Origin of the sequence: Sulfuricurvum sp., assembly GCF_023250475.1 — a bacterium.
Lineage (GTDB): Bacteria > Campylobacterota > Campylobacteria > Campylobacterales > Sulfurimonadaceae > Sulfuricurvum.
Window position 1 is genome coordinate 1 of sequence record NZ_JAHFAQ010000177.1, and the last position, 3,288, is coordinate 3,288.

The following is a 3,288-nucleotide window of genomic DNA, read 5'->3' on the forward strand; positions in this document are numbered from 1 at the left end:
TTTGAACGATTTTAGCGATGTCGAGGACACGCTCATAGTTGATGCGGCCGTCAAGCTCTACACCGTACGAGAAACTGTGGTAGTTTTTACCCGAAAAGCTTACTTTTGAACCGTGTGTCAAATGTCCGCCGTGGCTGAGATCCATACCGAGGAGTTTGTCTCCCGCTTGAAGCAACGCCGCATAAACGGCACCGTTCGCCGATGAACCTGAGTGGGGCTGAACGTTGGCAAAGTTACAACCGAACAATTCGCATGCGCGATCGATTGCCAATTGCTCGACACCGTCAGCGTATTCGCATCCGCCGTAGTAGCGTTTTGCCGGATATCCTTCGGCGTATTTGTTGGTAAATACGCTCCCCATCGCTTCCATAACGGCCGGCAGGGTAAAGTTTTCAGACGCGATCATCTCCAAATGGTCGGTTTGACGTTCAAGCTCTTGCTCACATAGGGCGTAAATTTCGTTGTCGTATTCTTTGAGGAAACTCATTCTTCTTCTCCGTGGTTGGTTTGGTTGTGGGTTGGCTTCATAGCCGGGAAGAGCAATACATCCCGGATGGAGTGTTGGTTGGTCAGCATCATGACGAGACGGTCGATCCCGATCCCCTGACCGGCGGTCGGTGCCATGCCGTAGCTCAGTGCGGTGACAAAATCTTCGTCCATTTCATGGGCTTCATCATCGCCGGAGTCTTTGGCCGCCATTTGCCCCTCAAAACGCTGCAGCTGATCGACGGGGTCGTTTAGCTCGCTGAAAGCATTGGCAATTTCGCGTCCGGCGATAAAGAGTTCGAAACGGTCGGTCAGTTCAGGACGCTCGTCATTGCGGCGTGCCAGCGGTGAAATTTCGACCGGATAATGGGTAATAAAGGTCGGGTTGATCAGTTTGGCTTCGACGAACTCGTCAAACAATTCCCCTTGAAGCTGTCCAAGGTTCATCGTCGCTTTGGCTTCGAGATTGTTGGATTTCAAAAATGCCAAAATAGCCTCTTTGTCGTTAACGATTGATTCAGGGACTCCGCCGATAACACTGAGACTTTGAATCAGTTCGATTTCACTGAATTGGTCAAAATCGACTTCCAACTCACCATAGGGGAGACGTTTTGGTAGATCGAGATGATCGAAGAGGTATTCAAAATACTCTTTGGTAATCGTGATCAAATCTTTATAGGTTTTGTACGCCCAATAAAATTCGATGGAGGTGAACTCCGGATTATGAGTGGCATCCATCCCCTCATTGCGGAAGTTACGGTTGATTTCGAATACCGCTTCGAAACCGCCGACAATAAGCCGTTTGAGGTAGAGTTCAGGGGCGATACGTAAAAAACGGTCGATTCCCAAAGCATTGTGATGGGTGACGAACGGTTTTGCATTCGCTCCCCCCGCGATAGGGTGCATCATCGGTGTTTCAACCTCTAAAAATCCTTTATCTTCAAAAAATCGGCGGGTAAGGCTGATCACTTTGGAGCGGATATGAAACGTTTTGCGAACTTCGGAGTTCATAATCAGATCGAGATAGCGTTGACGATAACGCATCTCTTTATCCTGAATTCCGTGGAATTTCTCGGGGAGAGGAGAGATGGCTTTGGTTAAAATTTTCAAGCTATCGGCATGGAGGGAGAGTTCTCCGTGCTGGGTTACGAACGGATACCCGCTCACTTCGATGATGTCGCCCACTTCGATCAGTTTTTTAAACACGTCATTGTAAAAGTTTTCCGGCAGATTATCGCGTGCTACGTAAATTTGGAGCATTCCGCTTTCATCTTCGATCTTCACAAAACTCGCTTTTCCCATTAGACGGTAAAGCTTGATCCGTCCGGCAACGGTGTAGTGGCGATGTTCATCGCGTTGATCTTCTTTTTTGAAGAGATCGGAATTGACGTTATGAAATTTTTCGACAGTTGTATTGCGCTCCGAATGATTCGCATACGGATCGATTCCGAGCGCTCTGAGCGCTTCGGCTTTTTCGATTCGCTGTTGTACGTATTGGTTTTCGAATGCCAATGGGTTTCCTTTTTTCGATAGTTATTTTTTAGTAGTTTGACAATTTTTACAGATACCGTAAATCTGCATAGAGTGTTCCTGCATCACAAACCCTAACGCTTCGGTAATCTCTTTTTGTCGATGCTCTATCTCTTCGTCGACAAACTCGGTAATGGTTCCGCACGACGTACAGATAATGTGATCGTGATGGTCTTTGGCACCCAACTCGTATTTTTTTCCTTGTGCACCGAAAGAGAGGGAAGTCACCATATCGGAATCTTCGAGCAGTGAGAGGGTGCGGTAGACGGTTGCGATACCGGTATTGAGTTCAGGATGTTTTTGTTGAATCAGATGGTGTAACCCCTCGGGGGTTAAATGCTCGTCCGAATTGTAGAGCATCTCCAAAATGACTTCACGTTGAATGGTAAATTTCAACGCGTTGGCTTTCAGCAATTGTTTGAAATCGCTTAAAAGCTTGTTGTATTCAATCGTCCGTTCCGTAAAATCGGTATACGCATTCATCGATTAACGATCCTTTTGAGAGGTATTGGTATCGGATGTGTTTTCATCGTTCATAAGTGATTTGACATCATCGGTTTCAATGTGCAAAATAAAATCTCCCGTTGCAAACATCGGCTTATAAAAAAAGCTGTCCGCCATTTTTCCTTCGAAGTTCTCACGGATAGCGGTTACGCTGAAGAGGGCATAAACAATGATCGAGACAATAAAGAAAAACTTGCTGCTTCCCATGAAAAAGCCCAATACGCGATCCAAGGGCCCTAAGCCGCTGAGGGTACTGAGTTTTTTAAATCCTGTTCCCATCGCAACCATAAGGAGCCAAAAAATACCCAATGCAAAAATAAATCCGACCAAATTAATCGCAGTAGTGCTCTCAAAATGGAAAAGGAAGTCGCTTAAGAATTTTCCGATAATGCCGCCGAGATGCGATGCGACAAAAACTCCTCCGACAATCCCGACGAGACCGAAAACCTCTTTCGAAAAGCCGTTTAACAAACCTTTAAGACCCAACAGCAGTACAACCGACCCGACGGCGACATCAAAATAATTTAAATCCATTAAAACTCCATTTCTAAACGGTCTTTGCCGTTATTTTTAGCTTTATACAAGGCGGTATCCGAACGATGGATAATTGTGTCTACCGTATCGTTCTCTTTTAGCTTCGTCATGCCGATACTTAACGTGACGGTTATTTGCTGATTTTGGAACAAAGGTTTGTTGCTGCGGCAAAGACTTAGAAGCCTCTCCCCTACTAAACGGGCCCCTTCCAGATCGGTTCGGTTGAGTAGAATA

At 46.0% G+C, this 3,288-nt stretch carries 4 protein-coding genes and 1 pseudogene; all 5 read right to left on the reverse strand.

Features of this window, described 5'->3' with window-relative positions:
• Positions 1 to 487 (reverse strand): annotated as a pseudogene (gene glyA / locus Q0C19_RS11665) (serine hydroxymethyltransferase); the annotation flags it as partial.
• On the reverse strand, positions 484 to 1,998 hold the full coding sequence (gene lysS / locus Q0C19_RS11670; protein ID WP_295056260.1) for a lysine--tRNA ligase: 1,515 nt from the start codon (positions 1,996 to 1,998) through the stop codon (positions 484 to 486). The gene lysS and the pseudogene glyA, both read right to left, overlap by 4 nt.
• A 21-nt stretch (positions 1,999 to 2,019) precedes the next feature.
• Positions 2,020 to 2,499 (reverse strand): Fur family transcriptional regulator, encoded by a 480-nt coding sequence (locus tag Q0C19_RS11675; RefSeq protein ID WP_295056263.1) that lies wholly within the window; start codon positions 2,497 to 2,499, stop codon positions 2,020 to 2,022.
• A gap of 3 nt (positions 2,500 to 2,502) precedes the next feature.
• Positions 2,503 to 3,054 carry a CvpA family protein gene (locus Q0C19_RS11680; RefSeq protein ID WP_295056266.1) on the reverse strand — a complete coding sequence of 184 codons (552 nt, stop codon included), beginning with the start codon at positions 3,052 to 3,054 and terminating at the stop codon, positions 2,503 to 2,505.
• Positions 3,054 to 3,288, reverse strand: a 235-nt coding sequence (locus Q0C19_RS11685) for a diguanylate cyclase (protein ID WP_295056269.1), incomplete at its 5' end; no start/stop codon positions are given. The genes Q0C19_RS11680 and Q0C19_RS11685, both read right to left, overlap by 1 nt.

Coding starts and splice junctions, on each gene's coding strand:
- Q0C19_RS11675 (WP_295056263.1), bottom strand. CDS start 2,499: ATGAATGCGTATACCGATTTTACGGAACGGACGATTGAATACAACAAG.
- Q0C19_RS11680 (WP_295056266.1), bottom strand. CDS start 3,054: ATGGATTTAAATTATTTTGATGTCGCCGTCGGGTCGGTTGTACTGCTG.